Genomic DNA, 21,623 nt, shown 5'->3' on the forward strand with positions numbered 1-21,623 from the left:
CGGTGTCGTATGATCTCCTCATGAAGACAACCGGCGGCCGGGCGCTGCGGGCGGATGCCGAACGCACGATGACGGCGATCCTGGAGGCGGCCGAACGCACACTCAGCCGCGATCCCGCGTCCACGATGGAGCAGATCGCCGAAGCCGCCGGCGTCGCCCGCACCACCGTGCACCGGCGCTTCGCCACCCGCGAGGCGCTCATCGACGCTCTGGCGCTGTGGGCCACCCAGCGGTTCGCCGCGGCGGTCGGCGCCGCCCACCCCGACACGGCCCCGCCGCTGGTCGCCCTCTACCAGACGACCGCGAACGTTCTCGACATCAAGGCCGGCTGGGGATTCGCGATGAGCCAGGCCTCCTCCGCCAACCCGGAGGTGGCTCGCCTCCACAGCGAGGTACGGGACACGTGCGAACGGCTGTTCCGCCGGGCCAGGGAGGCGGGCGTCATGCGCGCCGACGCCGACCTCGCATGGACCCGCCGCGTCTACTACGCGCTCATCCACGAGGCCGCCCAGAACAGGGACGACAAGGACAACGACGTGCTCGCGACGCTCGTCGTGGACACCCTGCTCCGCGGCGCGGGCGCCCCGCACCCCCACCGTCTGTGAGGCCGGCCACCGGCCTTCTCAGTGGGTCATCGGCACGCGCTCGAGCGGAGCCCCGAGGCGGGGCAGGAGCCGCCTGACACCCGGACGGCGGGCCGGAGCTGAAAGTTTCAGCGCCGACGTGCGCGGATGCCGGCGGAGCCGGCGCGGTGCTGGCGTGCCCGCTCCGGCCGGTCCTATGGTGAGGCGGCCATGTCCCGTGTCCTCGCCCTCCTGGCCGGGCTGTGCCTGGCACTCGCACTCCCGCCCGCCACCGCCGCGGCGCGGGCCACGCCCACGACGGGGTCTGTCGCCGCCGCCGTCACCGTGCCGGTCGGCGCCCAGTTCACCGACACGTCGGGAAATCTGCTGCACGCCCACGGCGGCGGCGTGATCAAGGTCGGCTCGTACTACTACTGGTTCGGGGAGAACCGCAACGCCGACGGCACCTTCCGGTACGTCTCCGCCTACCGCTCGGCCGACCTGCGCACGTGGGAGTTCCGCAACCACGTGCTCACCCAGTCCAGCGCCGCCGAGCTGCAGGTGGCCAACATCGAGCGCCCGAAGGTCGTCTACAACGCCTCGACCGGCCAGTTCGTCATGTGGATGCACAAGGAGAACGGCCGCGACTACGGCGAGGCGCGGGCGGCCGTGGCGGTCTCGAACACGGTGGACGGCGCCTACACCTACCTGCGCAGCTTCCGCCCGCTCGGCCACATGTCGCGCGACATCACCGCGTTCGTCGACACCGACGGCACCGCGTACATGATCTCGGCCGCGAACGAGAACTACGACCTGCACGTCTACCGGCTGACCGCCGACTACACCGACGTGGCCGCGCTGGCGCGGATGTGGGCCGGCGACCACCGGGAGGCGCCGGCGATGTTCAAGCGCGACGGCGTGTACTTCATGCTGACCTCCGCCGCCACCGGCTGGCAGCCCAACCAGGCCCAGTACGCCACCGCCACCAGCATCACCGGCACGTGGAGCGCCTGGCAGAACGTGGGCGACTCCACCACGTTCGGCTCTCAGCCGGCGTACGTGCTGCCGGTGCAGGGCACCTCCGGCACGTCGTACCTGTACCTGGGTGACCGGTGGGCCGGCGCATGGGGCGGCCCCGTCAACGACTCCCGCTACGTGTGGCTGCCGGTCCAGTTCCCGAGCGGCACGTCCATGAGCCTGACCTATGCCCGGCAGCTCACCGTCGACGCCGCCACCGGCACGATCACCACGACCGGCACCGGCTACGACCGGCTGGCGGTGCGCCACTCGGGCAAGTGCGCCGACGTGCGCAACGCCTCCACCGCCAACGCGGCCGCCGTCATCCAGTACTCCTGCGGCGGCGGCGCGAACCAGCAGTGGCGCATCCAGTCGATCAGCGGCGGCTACGTGCAGATCGTGGCCCGCCACTCCGGCAAGTGCCTGGACGTCAACGGCGCTTCGACCGCCGACGGGGCCGCCGTCCAGCAGTACGCCTGCGGCACCGGCACCAACCAGCAGTGGACGCTGCAGGACGCGGGCGGCGGCTACCTGCGGCTGGTGGCCAGGCACTCGGGCAAGTGCGCCGACCTGCCCTCGTCGTCGCAGGCCGACGACGTCCAGTTCAAGCAGTACGCGTGCAACGGCGGCCAGAACCAGCAGTTCACCCGTACCCCACTGTGATCCGGTGACAGGCCGTACACGTCAGTCCGCCGGCTCGGCGACCGTGGCGCCCACGACGGCTATGAGAGACCTCGGATGGGAGAGGAGGGACAAGGGGTCAGAGCCACGCCTGGAGCTCCTCGCCGTGCGGATCGTCCGCCACGCTCCACTCGCCGTCGATGCGCATGGTGGCCCGGCGCCCGGTCTCGTAGCGCTCCCAGCCGGGGTCCCCGGTCGTGGCGAAGGCCACCCACGCCGCGTGCATCCGGGTGGCCAGGCCCGGCGGCGGCTCGTCCGGGCCGAGCAGGACCTGTGGGCCGCGCAGCCGGGGCAGGCCGGTGACGTCGAAGACGAACGGCAGCTCCACGGCGTGGGTCGCGCCCAACTCGCCGCCCAGCGCGTTCGAGCGCCACGCGAACGAGTAGCGGTAGGTGGCGGCGGCCCTCCCCACATGCGCGGCCGTCCTCCCCGCATGCGCTGCGGCCCTCCCCGCATGCGCGGCGGCCGTTTGCGCATGAGCGTCGGCCAGGCGCCGGCTTCCCACGCCGAACATGGCATCGCCCATGATGGCCGAGCGCAGCTCCCCGTCGGACGCCTTCGGCCTGGCATTGCGGTAGGTCTCGACGAGGCGGGCGGGCCGCGGGTGTGAGCGCGCCGCGGCGGCGTCCACGTCCGCCGCCGTCGAGGTGGACAGGTTCCCGAACGGCGCCAGGTAGAGGTTGCCCTCCTCCGTGTTGGTGCCCACCAGCAGGTCCACGCCCGCGCCGCGGCCCGCGGCGACGGCCTCGGCCGGCTGCCGGTCGAGCACGAGGCTGAACGGGCTGAGCCCGATGAGCGGATCGCTGTGCGTCTCGGTCCGCAGGTCGATGCCCGACAGTTCGGACATGACCTCGACCAGCCGCCGGTCGGGAATGCCGGCGAAGGCGTCGGCATGCGGCTCGACCCCGAGTGCGTGGGCCGCGGCGCGGGTCACGCTGGCGGCCTGCTCGGGTGTGAAGGCGCCCAGGCCGCTGCCGCTCTGCATGATCACGCGCCGGAACAGCCCCTCGGCCTCGGGCGCGGCCAGCACGCCGCCCACGATCGTGGCGCCCGCGGACTGACCGGACAGCGTGACGCGGGCCGGGTCGCCGCCGAACGCGGCGATGTTCTCCCGTACCCACCGCAGGGCGGCGATCACGTCGAGCAGGCCCCGGTTGGCGGGCGCACCGGGCAGATCGAGGAAGCCCGTGATGCCCAGCCGGTAGTTGAGCGTCACGAGGACGACCCCGTCGCGGGCGAAGGCGGCGCCGTCGTAGATCTCCGCCCGGGTGGAGCCCGCCACGAACCCGCCGCCGTGCACGAACACCATCACGGGCAGCCGCTCCCCGGAGGCCCCCGGCGTCCACACGTTGACGGTCAGGAAGTCCTCGCCGGGGATCCAGCCCGGCCCGAAGTACGGGGTCATGTCCACGCTGCCGAGCCGGCGTTCGGCCTGCGGCGCGGTCGGCCCCGGCTCGGTGGCGTCCCGCACACCGTTCCAAGGGGCGTGCGGGCGTGGGGCGGCGAATCGGGCGGCGCCGGTCGGCGGAGCGGCGTACGGGATGTTCAGGAACACGGTCGCCCCGTCGCGCCGCAGGCCGCGCACTGCGCCTTGCGCGGTGACGACGGTCTCTGGTGCGTGGTGGTTCATCGGGCGTCCTTCGAGGTCTCGGAGTACAGGGCGAACGGAGCCCAGCCCTTGACGGCGAACCCGCCGCCTTCGCGGACCACCTCGGCGGCTCCGTGCCCGCCCAGGTGCGCGGGGACGACCAAGGCGCCCCGGTCGGCGGCCCAGCCGAGCACCTTGCGGCGGGTGGCGCGGGCTCCGGCCGGGTCCTCGCAGAAGCAACTGTTGACGTCCGGCTCCACGAACTGCACGGGGTTGTGCAGCATGTCGCCGACGAACACCGCGCGGTCCGTGCCCGATTCGAGGGTGACCACCGAGGACCCCGGCGTGTGCCCCGGCGCGAGGTCCAGTCGCAGGTTGGAGTCGATCGTGTACGAGTCCTCCCACAGTCTCGTCAGCCCCGCCTCGTGGACGGGGGCCACGCTGTCCTCGAACACGTTCTGGTTGCCGCGGCCGAACACTGACGCGTGGCCGTTCGCCGGGTTCCAGAAGTCGAAGTCGTCCTTCGGCATCAAATAGGTGGCGTTGGGGAAAGTGGGCACCCAGTGCCGACCGTCCAGGTACGTGTTCCAGCCGACGTGATCGATGTGGAGATGCGTGTTGATCACGATGTCCACGTCCTCCGGTCCGACGCCGGCCCGGGCGAGATTGGCCAGGAAATCCCTTTCCAGGTGGCTCCAGACCGGGGCGTACGGGCGCTCCTTGTGATTTCCCACGCCGGTGTCGACCAGGATGGTCCGGCCCTCGCTGCGGAGCAGCCAGGTCTGGATCGCGGAGTTGACGATCCGCGTCTCGGGGTCGACGAAGTGCGGCTCCAGCAAGGAGGAGTGCTCCTCCCACGTACGTGGCGAGCTTTCCGGGAAGAACGTCTTGGGCGTCATCCCGACAGGCCCGCAATATTCCCAGACCCGCGTGATCGTGACGTCACCCAGGGTGATCTGATGGGCAGGCATGAGTATTCCTTGATCAGATGAGTGGTGATGAGTGCGATGAAATCCCCCGCCCTTCCATCGTGCGCCCACCACCGGGGCCGGCGGTATGCGTCAGGTGACTGCATCCGTTGCGGGGTCACGCGCTTGCTACCGTGACAGAAAGCGGCACCGACCTGCGGCGACGCTGCGGTCCTGCTCGATGAGATCACTGGAGGGCCTGTGGACGAGCGGGCGCCGGGTTCCCGCGCCACCGCGGAGCGTGAGGTGTTCGTCGGGCGGGAAGCCGAGGTCGATCGGCTCTCCGCTCTGGTGGCGGACGCGTCCGGCGGCGGCCGGGTTCTGCTCCTGTCCGGAGCCGCGGGAAGCGGCAAGAGCACGCTGCTGGAGTACGCGGCCCGCCGCGCCGAGGAAGCAGGCCGTCGGGTGCTGCGGGCGGGCGGTCGCGAGTCCGAGAGGGACCTGGCCTTCGCGGGCCTGCACCAGCTGCTCCGGCCGGTGCTGGACGAGGCGGCCCACCTGCCGGACCGGCAGCGCCGTGCGCTGCTCGGCGCCTTCGGATTCGTGCCCGACGCCCCCGATCCCCTGCTGACGGGGGTCGCCGTCCTGACCCTGCTGTCCCAGGTTGCCGAACGGACGCCGCTGGTGGTCGTGCTCGACGACGCCCAGTGGATCGACTCGGCCTCCGCCGACCTCCTCGCCTTCGCCGCCCGCCGGCTGGACGACGATCCCATCACCCTGCTGGCCGCCGTACGCGACGACGACCCGGTCGGCGTACGCGACGGCAGGCCGGGCTTCGATCGAGGGCCGGCCTTCGAGCGGCGGCCGGCCTTCGGCCAGGGGTTCCCGACGCTCGTGCTGCCCCCGCTCGACCACACGGCATCCCGGCGGCTGCTCGACCTGCGCGTGCCCGGCCTGACGGGCAGGATCAGGGAATGCGTGCTCGACCAGGCCGCGGGGAACCCCCTGGCCCTGCTCGAACTGGCCGGACACGCCTCGCTCGACCCCGGCGACCACGGCCCGCTGCCGGTCGGAGAGCGGCTGGCGGCCATCTACGCCGCCCGGCTGGCGGAGTTGCCCGAAGCCGGCCGGCGGGCCCTGCTGCTCCTGGCCGCCGCCGACGTGGATGATCCCCCCGACGCCGTGCTGGCGCTGCTGCCCGACGCCGACGACAAGGCCTGGCCGGCCGTCGAAGGTCCGCGCCGGCTCGGCCGTCGCCTCGTCCAGGCGGTTCACGTGAAAGACCCCGCGGCGAGGCCGTCAGCGCACGGTCTCGTAGTGGCGCAGGAACAGCTCCTCCAGCGTCGGCGGCCGGCTGACCAGGCTGCGCACGCCCGCCTCCGTGAGCCGCCGCAGCGCCTGGTCCAGCGCCGGGTTGTCCACCGTGAACCGCACCCGTCCGTCATCGGCGGTGAGGTCGTGCACGCCGGGCAGCTCGGCCAGCCCGTCCGGCGGCCCCGCCAGCTCCGCCTCGATCGACGTGCGCGTCAGGTGCCGCAGCTCCGCCAGCGTGCCCGTCTCTACCGTCCGGCCGTCACGGATGATCGTCAGCCGGTCGCACAGCGCCTCCACCTCGGCCAGGATGTGGCTCGACAGCAGCACCGTACGCCGCGACTCCTTGACGCACTCCCGGAACACCTCCTCCATCAACGGGTCGAGCCCGGAGGTGGGCTCGTCGAGGATCAGCAGCTCCGCGTCCGAGGCCAGCGCGGCCACGAGGGCGACCTTCTGCCGGTTGCCCTTGGAGTACGTGCGGGCCTTCTTGCGCGGGTCCAGGTCGAACCGCTCCAGCAGCTCCGCCTTGCGCCGCTCGTTCAGGCCGCCGCGTAACCGCCCGAGCAGGTCGATCGCCTCGCCGCCCGACAGGTTGGGCCACAAGGTCACATCGCCCGGCACGTACGCCAGCCGCCGGTGCAGCTCGGTCGCCTCCGACCACGGATCGCCGCCCAGCAGCCGGGCGCTGCCCGCGTCGGGCCGCACCATGCCCAGCAGGATCCGGATCGTCGTGCTCTTCCCCGCTCCGTTGGGCCCCAGGAACCCGTGCACCTCGCCGGCGCGCACGGTGAGATCGAGGCCGTCCAGCGCCCTGGTCGACCCGAACCTCTTCACCAACCCCTTCACGGCGATGGCGTCAGCCATGGCGATGCTCCTTCACGTGTTCTGGCCCCGGTCGAGGGCTTTCCTGGCCTCCGCGGCCTCTTCGAGGCTGAGCAGCGGGTGGGAGTAGATGTCGAGCATCACCCGCATCAGCTTGGCCTGCCCCTCCGGGCTGGTCAGGTCGGCGTCCAGACCGCGTTCGACGTGCCGGCGCAGGACCGTGACCGACAGCGCCATCGCGGCGATCAGCGCCGAACGGGACCGCGCGTCGACGTCGGGCGGGTCGGGGCGGTTCTTGTCGGCCTCCGCGATCCACCGCTCGCCGATGTCGACCATCTCGTCGAACAGCGGCGCCGCCCAGCCCTCCGTCAACGCCCGCGCCAGGTAGGGCTGGTAGGGCCCCATCACCGCCACAGGGTTCAGGCCGGCCTGGGGATCGCGCGCGGCGTCCTCGTGCAGCTGGTGAATGATCTTCACCAGGTGCTGGTCGCACGCCTCGCGCAGCGCCTCCTTCGAGCCGAAGTGGTGACGCACCAGGCCCAGGGACACCCCCGCGGTCTCGGCGATCCCGCGGATCGTCGCCCGCTCGAAGCCGTACTCACCGATATGCCGCATCGCCGCGTCCCTGATCCGCGCACGCGCCGTGAGGTCCTCAGGGTCCGGTACGGTCGTCATCCTGTTCCTCTGTATAGCTGACTGTTCATCCGTGGAGCACACTATACCTATGTATAGTCGATAGGCAACGCGCCCCCGACTACGCACATCAGCCCGTCCCGTTCTACGCTCCATGACGACGATTGGAGCCACCGCCGTGCCACAGACCGACCTCCCGACGGCCGCCACGCCCCTGCGCCTGACCACCGCCATCCGGCCCTACGACTGGGGCTCGGTCACGGCGCTCCCCCACCTGTTCGGCACCGAGCCCACCGGCAAGCCCCAGGCCGAGCTCTGGATGGGCGCCCACCCCGGCGACCCCTCCACCGTCGACGGCACCCCGCTGAACGAGCTCATCGCCCACGACCCCGCCGCCACCCTCGGCGAGCCCACCGCCGCCCGCTTCGGCCCCGCCCTCCCCTACCTGCTCAAGGTCCTGGCCATCGAACGCCCGCTCTCCCTCCAGGTCCACCCCACCACCGCGCAGGCCGAGGCCGGGTTCGCCGACGAGAACGCCCGGGGCGTCCCCATCGACGACCCGGCCCGCACGTACAAGGACACCTCGCACAAGCCCGAGATGGTCTGCGCGCTCACCCCGTTCCACGGCCTGTGCGGCTTCCGCGACCCCGCCGCCACCGCCGGCCTCCTCGACCGCCTGGCCCTGCCGGACCTTCGCCCCTGGGCCGACCTGCTCAGAGCGGGCGGCCTGCGGGAGGTGTTCGCCCAGATGCTCGACGAGGCCAACCGGCCGCTGCGCGCCCAGGTCGAGCAGGCCCTGCTCGCCCTTGACGGCGACCCCGACCTGGCCGGGTACGGCGACATCGCCCGCGCCTGCCCCGGTGACCCCGGCGTCACCGCCGCCCTCCTGCTCCACCACGTCAACCTGCTCCCCGGCCAGGCCCTCTACCTCGGCGCCGGAGTCCCCCACGCCTACCTCGGCGGCATCGGCGTCGAGATCATGGCCAACTCCGACAACGTGCTGCGCTGCGGCCTCACCACCAAGCACATCGACGTGCCGGAGCTCATGCGCGTCGTGGACTTCACGCCCTCGGAGCCGCACCTGGTACGACCCGAGGAGGGCGTACGGGGCGAGCACCGCTACCGGCCGCCGGCCCCCGAGTTCGCCCTCGCCCGCTACGACCTGGAGACCCCCCACTCGCTGACCGGCGGCGTCCCCCAGATCGTCGTCTGCGTCGACGGCGAGGCCCACCTCGGAGATCTGACCCTGCGGCCGGGCGAGTCCGCGTTCGTCCCGGCGGCCGTCCCCTCGGTGCGGCTCTCCGGCAAGGGAACGGCGTACTGCGCCTCGCCGGGCGCCTTTACACTGTAGATTCATACATGGGTGAGGCCGATCCTGTGATACGTTCGGCGTCGCCGTGCACCGCTGCGACCTGAGGAGGTGAGACCGATCAACGCTGTGACAGATCGGGGCTCCCTCCCTCGCATGGTCTAGGGAGCGCCCGAAAAGGCATCCCGAAAGGCCTGAAACGCTGTGCGCTTCACCTCTCAGACGTCGTCGGACGGCGTCACCGAACACCTCTTCACCCTCGGCGAGACCCCCGGCGTGCTGTGGACGCCGCAGGACGCCCCCGGCACTCGTCCCGTGATCCTCATGGGACACGGCGGCGGGCAGCACAAGAAGGCTCCCGGCGTCGAGGCCCGCGCTCGCCGCTTCGTCGCCGAGGGCGGTTTCGCGGTCGTCGCGATCGACGCGCCCCACCACGGCGAGCGGCCGAAGGGCGAGGAGTTCAACCGGCTCGCGGCCGAGAACCGGGCCCGCATGGCCGCGGGCGAGGACAAGGCCCCGCTGGTCGCCGCCATGCACGAGCTTCTGGCCGAGCAGGCCGTCGCGGAATGGCAGGCGGTCCTGACCGCGGTCCAGCAGCTCGACCACGTCGGCGCCGGTCCGGTGGGCTATTGGGGCGTGTCGATGGGCTGCGGGCTCGGTGTCCCGCTCGTCGCCGCCGAACCCCGGGTCCGCGCCGCGGTGCTGGGCCTGCTCGGGCCGTCCGGGCTGGCCGGGACCGCCGCGCGGGTCACCGTGCCGGTGCAGTTCCTCCTCCAGTGGGACGATCAGCTGGTGCCTCGGGACCAGAGCCTGGCGCTGTTCGACGCCCTGGCCTCACCGGACAAGACGCTGCATGCCAATCCCGGCGATCACGGGGAGATCCCCGCGTTCGAGACGGACAGCTCGCTGCGCTTCTTCACCCGGCATCTCGGCCAGGACGCGCCCCTGCCCGTGTGATTCCCGGACCGCACGGCGTGCTCGACGGCATCGAGCACGCCGTGCGGCCGGCCGGGAGGCAGAGGCGCGGACACGTTTCGCCGCCGGCTTGAACATCGCGTTCCTAGGCTCCCGGGCATGAACGCCGTGTCTACCGCCACTCATGTGACCATCGAGCCGAGCATCCTGTACTTCGGGACGCCGGTCGTCCTGCTCTCCACGGAGAACCCGGACGGGACCTTCAACCTCGCCCCGATGTCCTCCGCCTGGGCGCTGGGCAACGTGATCGTGCTAGGGCTGGGCGCAGAAGGGCAGACCGCGCGCAACCTCATGAGCCGCCCCGAGGTGGTGATCAACCTGCCCGCTCCCCACCAGTGGGCGGCCGTCGAACGTCTGGCCTCTCTCACCGGCCGTCATCCGGTGCCGGAGAGCAAGCCGGCGGGCTGCCGTTACGAGCCGGACAAGTTCGGCGCGGCCGGGCTGCGGCCCTCGCCGTCCGAGACGGTACGGCCCCCTCGCGTGGCCGAGTGCCCGATCCAGTTCGAGGCGCGCGCGGAACGGGTGGGGCGTGACGTGTCGGGGTCGTTCGTCATCGCCGAGGCCGTCGTGGGGAAGGTGCACGCGGACCCGCGCATCGTCGTGCCCGGCACGCACCACGTGGACCCGGGCGCCTGGAGCCCGCTCATCTACAACTTCCGCCACTACTTCGGCCTCGGCCCCGAACTCGGTCACTCCTACCGCAGCCAGACGCCCCGCACCCGGTAGCGGCGCGGCTCAGCGAGGTTCGCCGGGCAGCCGCCTGACCTTGAGCACGTTGTCCGTGCGGGTGCCGGGGTGGCCGTCGGGGCCGTTCTGGGTACGCTCGTACTCCTCGCTGAGCAGCACCTCCCACTCCCCCTCCGGCAGTTCGAGAGCGTCGAGGACGTCCTGCGGCGTGGGGAAGTGCGCCTCGAAGGGCGGGTTCTCCACCCAGGACGCCCAGCCCCCGTGCCCGACCACCAGCAGCACCCCACCGGGGGCGACGGCCGACGCGGCGGCGCGCAGGATGGCCTCGCGCGGCATGTCACGAGGGGAGTGCAGGAAACAGGCGGAGACGAGGTCGTACGTGCCCTCGGGGAAGGACACGGAGAGGTCGTGCCGCTGCCAGTCGATGCGGTCGGCCACCCCCGCGCTCGTGGCGTGCTCGGCGGCGCGTTCGAGCGCCACGCCGGAGACGTCGGCCGCGGTGACGCGCCACCCCTGCCCGGCGAGCCAGATCGCGTCGGCGCCCTCGCCGCACCCGAGGTCCAGCGCCGTGCCGGACTCGAGGTCCGTCGCCTCGCGCACCAGCATGACGTTGGGGTCGCCGCTCCACATCTGCGCGCTCTGGCCGTAACGAGCGTTCCAGTACGCCTCGTCGGACTCGTACGAATCCTGGGAGCCGTGGGCCCAGGCCCGGGCGGCGACCGCGCGCCGGGTCTCCTCGGCGATCAGGTCGGCGTTGATCGCCCCCGCCGCCCGTACGCCCGCCGCCGCGGCGGCGATGACCTGGTCGGTCAGGCCGGTCACGTTCCCCGCCACCCACACCCCCGGCACGCTCGTGGCGCCCGAGGGGTCGGCGGGCACGCGGGTGCCGATCACGTACCCGGACATCTCCTGCTCCTCCGTCTCCAGCCCCAGCCCCGCGAGCAGGCCCGCGCGGGCGGTCAGGCGGCCGGCGGCGGCAAGGGCCTGGCACGGAACCACCCGCCCGTCGGCGAGCTGTACCCCGGTGAGCCGGTCGTCCGTCACCTCCAGGCCCGTCACCTTCCCCTCCACCACGGTGACGCCCCTGGCGGCGAGCTGCTCGCGCTGCTGCGCGTCGAGCTCGGGCGCGGTGTGCAGGAAGAGGGTCACGTTCTCGCTCCACTGCCGCCACAGCAGTGCCTGGTGAACGGAGAGCGGGCCCGTGCCCAGGACCCCGATGGCCTGGTCGCGCACCTCCCAGCCGTGGCAGTACGGGCAGTGCAGCACGTCCCGCCCCCACCGCCCGGCCAGGTCCGGCACGTCCGGCAGCTCGTCGACCAGGCCGGTGGTGACCAGCAGCCGGGCCGCCTCGACCGCGGAGCCGTCGTCGAGCACGACGCGGAAGCCCCCTCCGTCCAGGCGTTCGGCGGTCTCGGCGGTGCCCGTCACGATCTCCCCGCCGTACCCGGCCACCTCCTCCCGGCCGGCGGCCAGCAGCTCCAGCGGCGCGACGCCCTCGCGCCCCAGATACGTGTGCACGCCCTCGGCGGGGGCGTTGCGCGGCCGCCCCGCGTCGATGACCAGCACCTTGCGCCGCGCCCTGCCCAGCGTGAGCGCCCCGCTCAGCCCGGCGGCCCCGCCACCGACGACCACCACGTCGTACTTCGCGTCCATCGCGCGTCTCCTCTCGATCGTTCCCGACTGCGCCAACTGTCCGCGATCAGCCGACAAGTTGACAAATATCGTTGCCGAAATGGCAAAGTAGGGCGCATGGAACTCGACGACGTGCTCCAGTCCGTCGGCCCGCGGCTCCGGGCGCTGCGCCAGGAGCGCGGGGCGACGCTGACGCAGCTGTCCGCGAGCACCGGCATCTCCGTCAGCACCCTGTCCCGGCTGGAGTCCGGGCAGCGCAAACCGACCCTGGAGCTGCTCCTGCTGCTGGCCCAGGCCCATCAGGTGCAGCTCGACGAGCTGATCGACGCGCCTGTGACCGGCGATCCACGCGTGCACATGCGCCCGTTCAAACGCCACGACATGACGTACGTCCAGCTGACCCGCCGGCCCGGCGGGATGCAGGCGTACAAGCAGATCTACCCGCCACACTGGCCGGGGTTCGAGCCCGAGCAGCGGGTCCACGAGGGTTACGAGTGGCTGTACGTGCTGTCCGGGCGGCTACGGCTGCGCCTCGGGGAGCACGATGTGATCCTCACGCCGGGCGAGGTCGCGGAGTTCGACACGAGGACGCCGCACGCGTTCAGCAATCCCGGCGAGGAGCCGACGGAGGTCCTGGCGCTGTTCGGGCCGCAGGGTGAGCGCATGCACGTCCGCGCCCGCCCCGCCGCCCGCTGACCACGCTCTCTCCGCCCCAGCGGGGTTTGGTGGTGGGGGTAGGTGGCAGTCGAGTGCATGATGAAGCACGTGATCGAGTCCGTGAAGCGGTGGGTGCGCGGGCACCGGCCGGACGGCAATCCGCTGCGGCGGCGCTCCGACCGCCTGGAGAGCGCCGCGCTGGCGGTGGCGGCGCTGCTCGTCCTGCTCAGCGTGTGGCCGGCGGTCGTGGCGGGGCGGGAGGCGTACGAGGAGGCGCGGCACGCGGGCGCCGCGCGCCGGACGGTGGAGGCGACGTTGCTGGCGGACGCGCCGGTCACGCGCCTGTCGTTCGGGGAGGTCTCCCGTGGCGGCCTGACCTCCGCGCGCTGGACGGCGCCTTCGGGGCTGGAGCGCACCGGCCAGGTGCCGGCTCCGTCCTTGGCCAAGGCGGGTGCGAAGGTGCGGATCTGGGTCGGTCCCGACGGCCGGCGGGTCGCCGCGCCCCCGAGCCCCGCGGGGCTCCGGGTCACCGCCGTGGTGACGGCGCTGCTGTTCGTGACCGTGGCGGCGGCGATCGCGCTCCTGGCGTTCGCCGGGTTCCGCCGGGTGCTCGACCGGGGCCGTTACCGTGCCTGGGAGGCCGCCTGGGCGCTGTCCGGCGAGCGGTGGCGGCGGCCGCGCCCGTCTTAGCGGTCCTTTCCTATACCGAAATCGCATGGTCAGTCATGCGCCGGGTCAACGGCCCGCCCAGCTCAGAGGCCATATCAGTGCCGATCGACCGCATTTCCGAGCGTCTATGGTGAAACCGAGTCACGTGTTCGCCCGCTTCATGGACGGGGTGCGGGCGCGGGGCGCCCGGTTCGGCCGGGCGGTGCTGGAGCCGCCGTGTTCGCCGCGGGCGCCCCGCTGTCTCTCCTCGCTTACGAGTCCGTGCCGAAGCCGTCGAGCGCCTCGCGCTCCTCGAGGGTGCGCAGCTCCTGGAACACCGTGATGTGCAGGCCCGCGGGCGCGTCCAGCCGCGAGTTCAGCGACTCCCAGGGCGTCACCGTGGGCGGCGCCACCTCCGCCGCGCCCGCCGACACCAGCCGCTCGGTGGTGCCGCGCGCGTCGTCCACCTCGAACGCCACCCGGATCTTCGGCGCCACCTGACGCCCCACCTCGACCTCGTCGATCATCTTCTTCTGCGCCGGGTTCGCGATCTCCAGCGTGGCCCGTCCGGCGTCCAGGATCACCACCTGCGCGCCGTCACCGCCGGAGAACGCGGCCTGCTCGGGCAGGCCCAGCACATCGCGGTAGAAGGCGACCGCGGCCTCGTAGTCCTCGGCCTCCACCACCAGCCGGAGCTGGCGGACCGGGCGGTCTTCGTCGGGCGTGCTCATGGGGTCTCCTCCAAGGGGACGGGGGCGTTTATTCCCCTGCTCCAACCCGCCGGCGTCGGCCTTTCATCCCCGCCCGTAACGGTCTTCGGCCCGCCAGAAATACCAGAAACCGGCGAACAGCGCGAAAACCGCCCAGAACACGCAGGACACCCAGACCGTCCGCGGCGGGTCGTGGCTGCCGATGAGGAGGTCGCGCATCCATTCGATGTAGGAGGCCGCCGGGTTCAGGTACATCACCGTGGCCACCCACTCCGGCAGGCCCGCGCTGTTGACGACCTTGTCGTGGATGGCGAAGAACACCCCGGACGCGTACAGCCACGTACGCATGATGAACGGCAGCAACTGGTTCAGATCGCGCATCGAGGCGCCCAGCCTGGCGAGCACCAGCCCGGCCCCGATGTTGAACGACGTCTGCAGCACCAGCACGATGGGGATCATCAGCCAGAACCACGTGAGCGGCTCCCCGGTGAGCAGCACGATCAGCAGCAGCACGCCCATCGAGATGCCCAGCTGTTGCAGCTCCTGGATCGTGTACGCCAGCGGCAGCGACGCCCGCGGGAAGTGCAGGGCGCGGATCAGCGACAGGTTCCCGGAGATCGACTTGGCGCCCGCGGTGGCGGTCCGCTGCGTGTACGTGAAGACGAACATCCCGGTGAGCAGGAACGCCGGGTAGTTGTCGACGTTCTTGCTGCCACCCAGGATGAGCCCGAACATCACGTAGTAGATGGCCGCGTTCAGCAGCGGCGTGAGGACCTGCCACAGCTGCCCCAGGGCCGAGCCCGAGTACTTGGAGACGTTGCGCGAGGTCGCGTACGTCAAGATGAAGTGCCGCCGCTCCCACAGCCGGCGGGCGTACACGGGGAGTCTCGGCCGCGCGATGGCGGGGCGCAGCCCGTGCCTCCTGGCGAGCTCGGCCAGCGACCCGCTCTGCGGCGCGGCGTTCTCCAGTTCGCTCATGCGCACCTCATCGGTGTTCATAGGGTCGTGGGCCGCGCCGGTCAGGGCATCGCGAGGGTCACTCCCGTCACGGCGAAGCGTTCGACGGCCGCCAGGTGTCCCCCGGTGGAGGCCACGACGGTCAGCGTACGTCCCGGCGTGGCCGTGAACGAGACCCGGGCCGACCACGGCGAGCCGTTGCCGCCTGCGCTCACGCAGCACGTCTGCCCCACCGGCGCGGACGAGCCCGGCTGCCTCACCTGGACCCTGATGCTCTCGTCCACGCCCGAGATCCGCCCTCCCACGGTCAGCGGGGAGCGCACGACGGCGCCGTACCCGGGCTTGGTGAGCGAGAGCGAGGTGTCGTCGGTGCCGACCACCTCCCAGGGCGCGTCCCCGCCTGAGCCGTACCTGACCAGGTGCACGACGGCCGCGACCAGCGGTCGCGAGTCCTCCTCGCCGCGGTAGGCGACGTGCACCCGCGCGTGGGCGCCCTGTGCGACCGCCTTGGCGACCCGGTCGATCCCGGTGAAGCCGAGGTAGTCGCGGGTGAAGGCGAGCGCGGTACGGCGCGCGTCGAGATGCCACGCCCCGCGGCCGTCCTTGCGGTACGCGCGCCGCCACGCCGCCACCTCGCCCGGGCCGGAGAACGGCCACAGCGGCTGGTAGCGACCGGCGACCAGGCCGTCGCGGGGACGGGACGCACCGGTCGACGCGGTCGGCGAGGCGGTGGGGCCGGTCACGCTCGACGCGGGGGCGGCCGTCCGGGTGGTGGTCGTGGCTCGCTGCGCTCCGGCGTTGCCGCAGCCGGCGGCGGCGAGCCCGAGCACGACCAGCACCGGCAGGGCGTGCCTGGCAAGGGATTTCATAGAGTTGGAAGGTACCCCACCGAGCCCCGTCCTGACCTGGCCTTTCCGCCACTGGTTGATCTCCGGTGGCGGCTAGGCGCCGTGGATGCGGCGGCCCGCGATCTGGTGCGGGACGATCCGGATGTAGAGGCGGCGCTCGCCGCCCACCCACGGCGTGACATCGGCGTCGGCCACCTCGGCCATCTCGTCCGGCGCCACATGGTGGGCGGGGCCCTGCACCAGGACGCTCCACCCTTCGCGGTTGGTCTCGTCGATCCGGTCGATCTCGAAGGCGATCTTGATGTCCACGCCTTCCAGCCCCGTACGGAGGTCACGGTCCATCGAGCCACCCGAGGCCGTGCGGAAGACGATCGCGCCGTGGTGCATCGTGTAGTTGACGAGCAGCACCGCCGTCCCCTGGGAGCTCTGGAACGCGACCCGCCCGATCCCGCCCGGCTCGATCAGCCGCAGGCACTCCTCCCGGTCCAGCTCCTCCAGCGTCGGGTTGGCCATGGCGGGCCCGTGCCCGGGCGGCCGGTCCCGGTCGCCGCCCAGCAGCTCGTGCACCGTGGTCTGCAGGGCGTCGGCCAGGCGGTAGAGGGCTCCGGCGTCGAGCAGGTCGGGGTTCTCCTCGAGATATCGGAGATAGCCCGGCGACATGTCCGCGTGCTCGGCGACCTGCTCGCGGGTCAGGCCGAGGCGTTCGCGGCAGTGGATGATGCGGCGTCCGAGATCTCCCGTGCCGGTCATGATGGCGCCTCCTCGCGTATGGATACGGCGCGCGGTGCCGTTCAACCGGAGCCCGTCCAGACGGGTGCCCACACTCGGACGCCTACCCACGCACACCCCGGCCAGCCCTCACCTGACCAGGGCGAACGCCGTCGAACAGCGGCGCCGCCACTCGGCTACAGGCGGGTGCCGATGACCGTCGTGGCGTCCAGCTCCTCCGAGCGCGCCACGCGGGCGGCCAGGCCCGCGCCCTCGACGGCCTCCGCGGTCGTGGCCGCCTGCCGCTCGCCGGTCTCGACCAGCAGGTGGCCGCCGGGCGCGAGCCACCGCGGCGCTCCGGCGATCACCCGCCGTACGACGTCGAGCCCGTCGCCTCCGCCGTCGAGCGCGACGAGCGGCTCGTGCAGCCGGGCCTCGGCAGGCAGCAGCGCGACCGATTCTGAGGGTACGTACGGTGGGCTCGCGATCAGGATGTCCACCCGGCCCCACAACGAGGCGGGCAGCGGCTCGTACAGATCGCCCTCATAGACGTGACCGGCGGGCAGGTTGCGCCGGGCGCAGCGCACGGCGGCCGGGTCGAGATCGCCGGCGTGCAGCTCGGCCCGCTCCAGCCCTGCGACGAGCGCCGCCCCCATCGCGCCGCTGCCGCAGCACAGGTCGAGGACGACCGGCGTCGCGGCGACCCGGCGGGCCAGCGCGACCGCCTGCCGGATGAGGAACTCGGTGCGCGGCCTGGGCACGAACACCCCGGGCTCCACGACCACCCGCAGCCCGCAGAACTCGGCCCAGCCGAGGACGTGCTGGAGGGGCTCGCCGGCCACGCGCCGCTCGACCATGGCGGCGAGCCCCTCAGGGGTGGCGGCGGTGGAGACGAGCAGGTGGGCCTCGTCCTCGGCGAACACGCAGCCGGCGGCGCGCAGCCTGGCGACGAGGGTGTCGAGCTCCGGCGTCACATCATCCCCCGGCGGCCCGGACCCGGCACGGCGACGACCTGGCGGGGGTCGACGAGCTCGCCGCACTCGGCGCACTCCAGCTTCTGCTCGACCGCCCCGCCACACGAGGAGTGCCGGAACAGGGCCGGCGGCCCTTGGGGCGCCGCCCAGCGGTCGCCCCAGGCGGTCAGGGCCAGGATGACCGGCAGCAGATCGGCGGCCTTGTCGGTGGGCAGGTACTCGTAATGGTCGGCGTGGCCGCCGTAGGGCCGGCGCCGGAGAACCTCTTCCCTGACCAGGTGATCGAGCCGGGCGGACAGCACGTTCCTGGCGATGCCGAGGCTGGCCAGGAACTCGCCGAACGTCTTCATGTCACGCAGCAGCACATCCCGCAGGATCAGCAGGGTCCACCGCTCTCCGACGAGCTCCAGGGTGCGGGCGGCGGAGCAGTTCTGCCCCTCGTAGGTTCGGCCGAGCATGGCCTCATCTTAGTGGTTGCGTCATAGGACCAACTCTCGTACATTCGTGGTCCTATCAAGCAACCACGAGCGAGCGGAGCAGCCACATGACCGCCAGCGACGAGATCGCCGCCGTCAAGCACACGCAGGCCCAGGAGTGGTGCGCGGTCGCGCAGAGCCTGGAGGGTTTCGTGGACGAGCTGGAGGCCGCCCTGTCGTCGGCCACCCACCGGCTCATCGAACTGGCGGCCTTACGCCCCGGCCGGCGCGTCCTCGACCTCGGCACCGGCTACGGGGAGCCCACGCTCTCGGTGGCCCCGCTGCTGCGGCCCGGCGGCCACGTGACCGGCATCGACCTGGCCGGCGAGATGATCGAGCTGGCCCGCCGCCGCGCCGGCGGCGAACCGGACGTCGAGTTCCGCGTCGGCGACTACGACACCCTCGACCTGCCGGACGCGTCGGCGGACGCCGTCCTGGCCCGCTTCTCCCTGATGTTCGCCCCCGAGCCGGCCCGCACCTTCGCGGAGATCCGGCGCGTCCTGGCTCCGGGAGGGGTGCTGGCCGCGACCGTGTGGGCCTCTCCCGAGCTCAACGGCTTCGCCACCGGCACCTTGGCCGTCGCCCGCGCCCTCGGCGCCGCCCCGCCGCCCGGCGCGCCGGGCCCCTTCGCCATGGCCGACCTCGACACGCTGATCGGGCAGCTGCGAGAGGCGGGGTTCGCCGACGTCAGCAGTGAGGAACTGGTGATCCCGTTCAGGTTCGCCGGCCTCGACCGCTATGTACAGGTCACGCTGGCCGTCACGGCGCCCCGGCTGCTCGCCGCGGCCCGGCAGCGCCTCGGCTCCGACGCCGCGGTCGCCGACCTCATCAGCACCGCCGCCCGGTCCTGTCTCGACGGCGACGGCACCGTCGTGCTGCCCTCGACCGCCTTCTGCGTACGCGCCGTGGCACCGGCACAGCGCTGAAGCACCGATAGGGTCTGGATCACGACCCTGCGACCCCAGGAGAGCGGCATGAGCATCGCCCCGTACACCGTGACCGATCCTGTCGCCGAGCACGGCGAGGGGCCCGTGTGGTCGAGCCGCTGGGGCGGGCTGCGGTGGGTGGACATGCTGGCCGGCGACGTGCTCGCGCTCGGCGCCCAGGGCAAGGTGCGCCGCCGCCATGTGGGCAAGGTGGCCGCCGTCGTGCGACCGCGGGTGTCCGGCGGCTACGTGGTCGCGGCCGAGCGCGAGCTGCTGCTGTCCGACTCCGACGACCTGGACGCGCCGCTGCGCTCGCTGGGCGAGGCCTGGAGCGACCCCGCCGTCCGGATGAACGACGGCGGCTGCGACCCCGACGGCCGCTTCTACATCGGCAGCATGGCCTACGACGAGAGCCCGGGCCGCGGGTCGTTCTACGTGGCCGAGCCCGGCGGCGGGCTGCGGGTGGTGCTGTCCGGGGTGACGATCTCGAACGGTTTCGACTTCAGCCCGGACGGCGCCCTGGCCTACTACGCCGACACCACGACGGGCCGGGTGGACGTCCTCGACTACGACCCGGAGGGTGGGCTGAGCGGGCGCCGCCCGTTCGCCGCCATCGATCCCGGACAGGGGCAGCCCGACGGGCTGACGGTCGATGCCGAGGGCGGGGTGTGGGTGGCGCTGTGGCAGGGCGGGGCCGTGCATCGCTACGACGCGAGCGGCCGGCTCGACGCCGTCGTCAACCTGCCCGTACGGAAGGTCACCGCGGTGACGTTCGGCGGCGAGAGCCTCGACCGGCTCTTCATCACCACCTCGGCCCTCGGCGTGGACCGCGCCGAGCAGCCGGACGCGGGCGCCGTCTTCGCCGCCGACCCCGGCGTGCGGGGGCGGCCGGTCCTGCCGGCCGCCATGTGACTCAGCGGCGGTGGTCGCCGATGGCGCCGTCGACGAGCTCGCGCAGGATGTCCATGTGGCCGGCGTGCCGCGCCGTGTCCTCGATCATGTGGATGAGCACCCACCGCATGCTCACCGTCTCCCCCGTGAACGACGTGCCCGTCGTCTCCAGGTCCAGCTCGTTGATCGCCCGGTCGGCGGCGGCTCGCGCGCGGCCGTAGAAGGCGACGATCTGCTCGACGCTCTCCTCGGGCAGGATCTCCATGTCCGCCTCCGGCGCGAACCACAGCGGCTCCGCCTCCCGCCCGAACGTCAGGCAGAACCACCCGTTCTCCACCGCCGCCAGGTGCTTCACCAGGCCGAGCAGGCTCGTGCCTGACGGTGTCATGGGCCGCCTGACCTGCTCCTCGTCGAGCCCTTCGATCTTCCAGAGCACGGCGTCGCGGTGGCGGTCGAGGCTGGCGTGCAGGCTCTCCTTCTCGCCGCCGGTCAGCGGCACCCTTCTGATCATGCGGCGACCGTAGCACCTGCCCACCAACCTAGAGCTGCTAGGATAAAAACTAGAAGCCCTAGGTTAAGAGGAGGTGCCCATGGCTCGTGCCGGGCTGACGGCGGACCGGGTGACCGAGGCGGCCGCGGAGCTGGCCGACGAGGTCGGGTTCGACAACATCACCGTGTCGGCGCTGGCACGCAGGTTCGGGGTGGCGGACGCGAGCCTCTACTCGCACGTCAAGAACCTTCAGGACCTGCGCACCCGCGTGGCCGTCCTGGCCGCGCGAGAGCTGGCCGACCGGCTCTCCGACGCGACGGCGGGGCGGTCGGGCAAGGACTCGCTGACCGGGTTCGCCAACGCCTGGCGCGATTTCGCGCTGACTCGTCCAGGCCGCTACCAGGCCACCCAGATGCCCATCGGCCCGGACGTCGTGGCCGCGTCCCAGGGGCACCAGCGCATCATGTCCCTCACGTACGCACACCTGAGCGCGTACGAGCTGCCCGAGCCCGACCTGACCGACGCCATCCGCCTGCTGCGCAGCACGTACCAGGGCTTCTTCGAGTTGGAGGCGAGCGGCGGGTTCCAGCACGCGCGCAGCCTCCAGGCGTCCTGGACGAAGATCCTCGACGCACTCGACAGCGCGCTGCGCCATTGGCAGGTTTCCGATCGACCCCCAGGAAACGAGCATGAATCCGATCACTGAGCACGACATCCGCACGTCCTTCGTCAACTGCTCCAAGGGCGAGGCCCGCAGGCTCAACCTCCCGCGTGACCTGGCCGGGTCGCCCTGGCCCGACCTCGACTTCCTGGGCTGGCGCGATCCGGGGGCGCCGGAGCGGGCGTACCTGGTGGCCGAGCGCGGCGGCGAGCTGGTCGGCGTGGCGCTGCGGCCGGCGCAGGAGGCGCGCAGGAGCTTCACCAAGTCCACCCTGTGCTCGGTCTGCGTGACGCCGCACGCGGGCACCGGCGTCGCCCTGTTCGCCGCACCCAGGGTCGGCGCCGCCGGCCGCCAGGGCAACACGGTCGGCGCGTACATGTGCGCCGACCTGGCCTGCTCGCTCTACGTACGCGACAAGAAGCAGACGGAGCTGGGCACGCGGTTCGAGTCGCTCACGGTCGAGGAGCGCATCGCACGGGCGGCCGCGAACCTGGACGGCTTCCTGGAACGCGTGCTCGACGGCACTGTGAGCTGACGCGCCCCGACGG

The 21,623-nt window shown here is 72.3% G+C and carries 23 protein-coding genes and 1 pseudogene; 12 read left to right on the top strand and 12 right to left on the bottom strand.

From position 1 onward, the window contains the following. The first annotated feature begins 20 nt into the window (after nucleotides 1-20). Both AB0J64_RS21885 and AB0J64_RS21890 read left to right on the top strand, forming a co-directional pair. Complete coding sequence (locus AB0J64_RS21885; protein WP_364029425.1) at nucleotides 21-605, top strand: helix-turn-helix domain-containing protein; 585 nt, start codon at nucleotides 21-23, stop codon at nucleotides 603-605. A 189-nt stretch (nucleotides 606-794) separates the two neighbouring features. Further along, nucleotides 795-2,243, top strand: a complete 1,449-nt coding sequence (locus AB0J64_RS21890; RefSeq protein WP_364029427.1) for an RICIN domain-containing protein — start codon at nucleotides 795-797, stop codon at nucleotides 2,241-2,243. Between the two features lie 97 nt (nucleotides 2,244-2,340). On the opposite strand, the gene AB0J64_RS21895 is transcribed toward AB0J64_RS21890, so the two are convergent. Beyond that, complete coding sequence (locus AB0J64_RS21895) at nucleotides 2,341-3,891, bottom strand: carboxylesterase family protein (RefSeq protein WP_364029429.1); 1,551 nt, start codon at nucleotides 3,889-3,891, stop codon at nucleotides 2,341-2,343. Beyond that, a complete protein-coding gene (locus AB0J64_RS21900; protein ID WP_364029431.1) occupies nucleotides 3,888-4,820 on the bottom strand; it encodes an MBL fold metallo-hydrolase in 933 nt (310 codons plus the stop codon). The genes AB0J64_RS21895 and AB0J64_RS21900 overlap by 4 nt, the downstream gene beginning before the upstream one ends. Nucleotides 4,821-5,108: 288 nt before the next feature. On the opposite strand from AB0J64_RS21900, the pseudogene AB0J64_RS21905 reads away from it, so the two are divergent. Further along, nucleotides 5,109-5,474: pseudogene (locus tag AB0J64_RS21905) on the top strand (ATP-binding protein); the annotation flags it as partial. A gap of 582 nt (nucleotides 5,475-6,056) precedes the next feature. Here AB0J64_RS21905 and AB0J64_RS21910 read toward each other — a convergent pair. Beyond that, nucleotides 6,057-6,935: an ABC transporter ATP-binding protein gene (locus AB0J64_RS21910; RefSeq protein ID WP_364029433.1), complete on the bottom strand. Its 879-nt coding sequence runs from the start codon at nucleotides 6,933-6,935 to the stop codon at nucleotides 6,057-6,059. 12 nt (nucleotides 6,936-6,947) lie between these two features. Further along, on the bottom strand, nucleotides 6,948-7,568 hold the full coding sequence (locus AB0J64_RS21915) for a helix-turn-helix domain-containing protein (protein ID WP_364029435.1): 621 nt from the start codon (nucleotides 7,566-7,568) through the stop codon (nucleotides 6,948-6,950). A 112-nt stretch (nucleotides 7,569-7,680) separates the two neighbouring features. On the opposite strand from AB0J64_RS21915, the gene manA reads away from it, so the two are divergent. The 3 genes from manA (at nucleotide 7,681) to AB0J64_RS21930 (ending at nucleotide 10,536) form a co-directional block, all read left to right on the top strand. Continuing rightward, entirely contained in the window at nucleotides 7,681-8,877 is a 1,197-nt protein-coding gene (manA, locus tag AB0J64_RS21920; RefSeq protein ID WP_364029437.1) for a mannose-6-phosphate isomerase, class I, read from the top strand. A gap of 162 nt (nucleotides 8,878-9,039) precedes the next feature. Beyond that, a complete protein-coding gene (locus tag AB0J64_RS21925) occupies nucleotides 9,040-9,792 on the top strand; it encodes an alpha/beta hydrolase (RefSeq protein WP_364029439.1) in 753 nt (250 codons plus the stop codon). Nucleotides 9,793-9,909: 117 nt separating this feature from the next. Next, a complete protein-coding gene (locus AB0J64_RS21930) occupies nucleotides 9,910-10,536 on the top strand; it encodes a flavin reductase family protein (RefSeq protein WP_364029441.1) in 627 nt (208 codons plus the stop codon). A gap of 9 nt (nucleotides 10,537-10,545) precedes the next feature. On the opposite strand, the gene AB0J64_RS21935 is transcribed toward AB0J64_RS21930, so the two are convergent. After that, nucleotides 10,546-12,150 carry a bifunctional NAD(P)/FAD-dependent oxidoreductase/class I SAM-dependent methyltransferase gene (locus tag AB0J64_RS21935; protein ID WP_364029443.1) on the bottom strand — a complete coding sequence of 535 codons (1,605 nt, stop codon included), beginning with the start codon at nucleotides 12,148-12,150 and terminating at the stop codon, nucleotides 10,546-10,548. A gap of 96 nt (nucleotides 12,151-12,246) precedes the next feature. On the opposite strand from AB0J64_RS21935, the gene AB0J64_RS21940 reads away from it, so the two are divergent. Together AB0J64_RS21940 and AB0J64_RS21945 are read left to right on the top strand one after the other, a co-directional pair. Beyond that, nucleotides 12,247-12,825 (top strand): XRE family transcriptional regulator, encoded by a 579-nt coding sequence (locus tag AB0J64_RS21940; RefSeq protein ID WP_364029445.1) that lies wholly within the window; start codon nucleotides 12,247-12,249, stop codon nucleotides 12,823-12,825. 69 nt (nucleotides 12,826-12,894) lie between these two features. Next, the gene (locus tag AB0J64_RS21945) at nucleotides 12,895-13,476 is read left to right on the top strand and encodes a hypothetical protein (RefSeq protein WP_364029447.1); all 582 of its coding nucleotides are present in this window, start codon (nucleotides 12,895-12,897) and stop codon (nucleotides 13,474-13,476) included. A 230-nt stretch (nucleotides 13,477-13,706) separates the two neighbouring features. Here AB0J64_RS21945 and AB0J64_RS21950 read toward each other — a convergent pair whose 3' ends face one another. The 6 genes from AB0J64_RS21950 to AB0J64_RS21975 form a co-directional block, all read right to left on the bottom strand. Continuing rightward, complete coding sequence (locus AB0J64_RS21950) at nucleotides 13,707-14,165, bottom strand: VOC family protein (RefSeq protein ID WP_364029449.1); 459 nt, start codon at nucleotides 14,163-14,165, stop codon at nucleotides 13,707-13,709. Nucleotides 14,166-14,228: 63 nt separating this feature from the next. Next, entirely contained in the window at nucleotides 14,229-15,122 is an 894-nt protein-coding gene (locus tag AB0J64_RS21955) for an ABC transporter permease (protein WP_364029451.1), read from the bottom strand. Nucleotides 15,123-15,163: 41 nt separating this feature from the next. Then, nucleotides 15,164-15,970, bottom strand: coding sequence for a hypothetical protein (locus tag AB0J64_RS21960; protein ID WP_364029453.1), 807 nt, complete (start codon nucleotides 15,968-15,970; stop codon nucleotides 15,164-15,166). A gap of 72 nt (nucleotides 15,971-16,042) precedes the next feature. After that, nucleotides 16,043-16,699, bottom strand: a complete 657-nt coding sequence (locus AB0J64_RS21965) for a pyridoxamine 5'-phosphate oxidase family protein (protein ID WP_364029455.1) — start codon at nucleotides 16,697-16,699, stop codon at nucleotides 16,043-16,045. Between the two features lie 155 nt (nucleotides 16,700-16,854). Next, nucleotides 16,855-17,631, bottom strand: coding sequence for a putative protein N(5)-glutamine methyltransferase (locus AB0J64_RS21970; RefSeq protein WP_364029457.1), 777 nt, complete (start codon nucleotides 17,629-17,631; stop codon nucleotides 16,855-16,857). Beyond that, on the bottom strand, nucleotides 17,628-18,089 hold the full coding sequence (locus AB0J64_RS21975) for a helix-turn-helix domain-containing protein (protein ID WP_364029459.1): 462 nt from the start codon (nucleotides 18,087-18,089) through the stop codon (nucleotides 17,628-17,630). The genes AB0J64_RS21970 and AB0J64_RS21975 overlap by 4 nt, the downstream gene beginning before the upstream one ends. A gap of 86 nt (nucleotides 18,090-18,175) precedes the next feature. Between AB0J64_RS21975 and AB0J64_RS21980 the strand changes: the two genes are divergently transcribed. Both AB0J64_RS21980 and AB0J64_RS21985 read left to right on the top strand, forming a co-directional pair. Then, nucleotides 18,176-19,033, top strand: a complete 858-nt coding sequence (locus tag AB0J64_RS21980; protein ID WP_364029461.1) for a methyltransferase domain-containing protein — start codon at nucleotides 18,176-18,178, stop codon at nucleotides 19,031-19,033. A 48-nt stretch (nucleotides 19,034-19,081) separates the two neighbouring features. Then, nucleotides 19,082-19,945 (top strand): SMP-30/gluconolactonase/LRE family protein, encoded by an 864-nt coding sequence (locus AB0J64_RS21985; RefSeq protein WP_364029463.1) that lies wholly within the window; start codon nucleotides 19,082-19,084, stop codon nucleotides 19,943-19,945. A gap of 1 nt (nucleotide 19,946) precedes the next feature. On the opposite strand, the gene AB0J64_RS21990 is transcribed toward AB0J64_RS21985, so the two are convergent. Further along, entirely contained in the window at nucleotides 19,947-20,435 is a 489-nt protein-coding gene (locus AB0J64_RS21990) for a DinB family protein (RefSeq protein WP_364029465.1), read from the bottom strand. A gap of 79 nt (nucleotides 20,436-20,514) precedes the next feature. On the opposite strand from AB0J64_RS21990, the gene AB0J64_RS21995 reads away from it, so the two are divergent. Both AB0J64_RS21995 and AB0J64_RS22000 read left to right on the top strand, forming a co-directional pair. Next, complete coding sequence (locus tag AB0J64_RS21995; RefSeq protein WP_364029467.1) at nucleotides 20,515-21,120, top strand: WHG domain-containing protein; 606 nt, start codon at nucleotides 20,515-20,517, stop codon at nucleotides 21,118-21,120. Next, the gene (locus AB0J64_RS22000; RefSeq protein ID WP_364029469.1) at nucleotides 21,104-21,610 is read left to right on the top strand and encodes an FBP domain-containing protein; all 507 of its coding nucleotides are present in this window, start codon (nucleotides 21,104-21,106) and stop codon (nucleotides 21,608-21,610) included. The genes AB0J64_RS21995 and AB0J64_RS22000 overlap by 17 nt, the downstream gene beginning before the upstream one ends. Nucleotides 21,611-21,623: the final 13 nt, after the last annotated feature.

Origin of the sequence: Nonomuraea sp. NPDC049695 (genome assembly GCF_040674955.1) — a bacterium.
Classification (GTDB): domain Bacteria; phylum Actinomycetota; class Actinomycetes; order Streptosporangiales; family Streptosporangiaceae; genus Nonomuraea; species Nonomuraea helvata.

Excerpts from the sequence above, each read along its gene's own strand:
- AB0J64_RS21885 (WP_364029425.1), top strand. The coding sequence starts at position 21 with ATGAAGACAACCGGCGGCCGGGCGCTGCGGGCGGATGCCGAACGCACG.
- AB0J64_RS21890 (WP_364029427.1), top strand. The coding sequence starts at position 795 with ATGTCCCGTGTCCTCGCCCTCCTGGCCGGGCTGTGCCTGGCACTCGCA.
- AB0J64_RS21895 (WP_364029429.1), bottom strand. The coding sequence starts at position 3,891 with ATGAACCACCACGCACCAGAGACCGTCGTCACCGCGCAAGGCGCAGTG.
- AB0J64_RS21900 (WP_364029431.1), bottom strand. The coding sequence starts at position 4,820 with ATGCCTGCCCATCAGATCACCCTGGGTGACGTCACGATCACGCGGGTC.
- AB0J64_RS21910 (WP_364029433.1), bottom strand. The coding sequence starts at position 6,935 with ATGGCTGACGCCATCGCCGTGAAGGGGTTGGTGAAGAGGTTCGGGTCG.
- AB0J64_RS21915 (WP_364029435.1), bottom strand. The coding sequence starts at position 7,568 with ATGACGACCGTACCGGACCCTGAGGACCTCACGGCGCGTGCGCGGATC.
- manA (WP_364029437.1), top strand. The coding sequence starts at position 7,681 with ATGACGACGATTGGAGCCACCGCCGTGCCACAGACCGACCTCCCGACG.
- AB0J64_RS21930 (WP_364029441.1), top strand. The coding sequence starts at position 9,910 with ATGAACGCCGTGTCTACCGCCACTCATGTGACCATCGAGCCGAGCATC.
- AB0J64_RS21935 (WP_364029443.1), bottom strand. The coding sequence starts at position 12,150 with ATGGACGCGAAGTACGACGTGGTGGTCGTCGGTGGCGGGGCCGCCGGG.
- AB0J64_RS21940 (WP_364029445.1), top strand. The coding sequence starts at position 12,247 with ATGGAACTCGACGACGTGCTCCAGTCCGTCGGCCCGCGGCTCCGGGCG.
- AB0J64_RS21950 (WP_364029449.1), bottom strand. The coding sequence starts at position 14,165 with ATGAGCACGCCCGACGAAGACCGCCCGGTCCGCCAGCTCCGGCTGGTG.
- AB0J64_RS21955 (WP_364029451.1), bottom strand. The coding sequence starts at position 15,122 with ATGAGCGAACTGGAGAACGCCGCGCCGCAGAGCGGGTCGCTGGCCGAG.
- AB0J64_RS21960 (WP_364029453.1), bottom strand. The coding sequence starts at position 15,970 with ATGAAATCCCTTGCCAGGCACGCCCTGCCGGTGCTGGTCGTGCTCGGG.
- AB0J64_RS21965 (WP_364029455.1), bottom strand. The coding sequence starts at position 16,699 with ATGACCGGCACGGGAGATCTCGGACGCCGCATCATCCACTGCCGCGAA.
- AB0J64_RS21975 (WP_364029459.1), bottom strand. The coding sequence starts at position 18,089 with ATGCTCGGCCGAACCTACGAGGGGCAGAACTGCTCCGCCGCCCGCACC.
- AB0J64_RS21980 (WP_364029461.1), top strand. The coding sequence starts at position 18,176 with ATGACCGCCAGCGACGAGATCGCCGCCGTCAAGCACACGCAGGCCCAG.
- AB0J64_RS21985 (WP_364029463.1), top strand. The coding sequence starts at position 19,082 with ATGAGCATCGCCCCGTACACCGTGACCGATCCTGTCGCCGAGCACGGC.
- AB0J64_RS21990 (WP_364029465.1), bottom strand. The coding sequence starts at position 20,435 with ATGATCAGAAGGGTGCCGCTGACCGGCGGCGAGAAGGAGAGCCTGCAC.
- AB0J64_RS21995 (WP_364029467.1), top strand. The coding sequence starts at position 20,515 with ATGGCTCGTGCCGGGCTGACGGCGGACCGGGTGACCGAGGCGGCCGCG.
- AB0J64_RS22000 (WP_364029469.1), top strand. The coding sequence starts at position 21,104 with ATGAATCCGATCACTGAGCACGACATCCGCACGTCCTTCGTCAACTGC.